Raw genomic sequence first — 1,005 nt, 5'->3', positions numbered from 1 at the left:
CTGCTCGGCCGTCCCGAGGGCACCCCGCGCGGGCAGGACCCGGACGAGCTCGAGCGTCAGGCCGAGCGCGTGCGCGCGACCGAGGCCGAGCTCGAGGCCGAGGTCGCCCGCGCGCGCGACGCGCTCGCCGCCGCGGTCTCGGGCCGCGAGGAGGCCGAGGCGGCGACCGGAGAGGCCGAGCGCGCCGTCGCGACGCTGCTGCGCGGCGTGGCCGACCGGCGCGAGGGCCTGGCCCGACTCGCCGGCCAGGTCGCGACGCAGCGCACCCGCGTCGAGTCGGCCGAGGCCGAGATCGGGCGGCTGCGCGCGTCCCTCGCCGAGGCGGAGCGCCGCGGCGCCGAGGCCAGCACCGAGTTCGCCGTGCTCGAGACCCAGGTGGTAGGGGTCGAGGAGGGCGAGGAGGGCCTCGACGCCGAGCACGAGGAGGCCGCCGACGAGGTCGAGCGCACGACGGCGCAGGTCGCGGAGATCCAGGAGCAGGCGAGCGCCGCGGACCAGGACCGTGCCTCGTGGGGAGCGCGCATCGAGGCGCTCGAGCTGAGCCTCGACCGCAAGGACGGCGCGGGCGCGCTGCTCGCCGCGGACCAGGTCGGTGTCGTCGGCTCTCTCGCCGCGCTGCTCGGCATCGAGGCCGGCTACGAGGACGCCATCGCCGCCGCCCTCGGCCCGGCCGCCGACGCGGTCGCCGTCGAGTCGGTCGACGCCGCGGTCGACGCGCTGCGCTACCTGCGCACCGAGGACGCGGGCCGGGCGGGCATGGTCGTCGCCGAGCGGTCCGGCAGCGGGTCGGCCCCGGACGACGGCGCAGACGACGCGCACGGCACCGACGACGTCGCGCCCGCGGACGCCGAGCTGCCCGAGGACGCGCGGTGGGCCGTCGACGTCGTCACCGCCGCGGGAGGGTTGGGGCGTGCCGTGCGCGCGCTGCTCGCGGGCGTCGTCGTCGTCGACGACCTCGCCCGGGCGCAGGCCGTGCTGCGCGCCGCCCCGGAGCTCGTCACCGTG

Annotated in this window: 1 pseudogene; it reads left to right on the top strand. The window is 79.2% G+C overall.

Going from position 1 to position 1,005, the window contains the following annotated elements:
• Window positions 1–1,005: pseudogene (locus tag JZ5iCDA_RS17690) on the top strand (chromosome segregation protein SMC); the annotation flags it as partial.

The organism is Cellulosimicrobium cellulans (genome assembly GCF_001722485.1).
In the GTDB taxonomy this organism is placed as follows: domain Bacteria; phylum Actinomycetota; class Actinomycetes; order Actinomycetales; family Cellulomonadaceae; genus Cellulosimicrobium; species Cellulosimicrobium cellulans_A.
The sequence above is the reverse complement of the archived record's forward strand: the minus strand, read 5'-3'. Positions and strand labels throughout refer to the sequence as shown.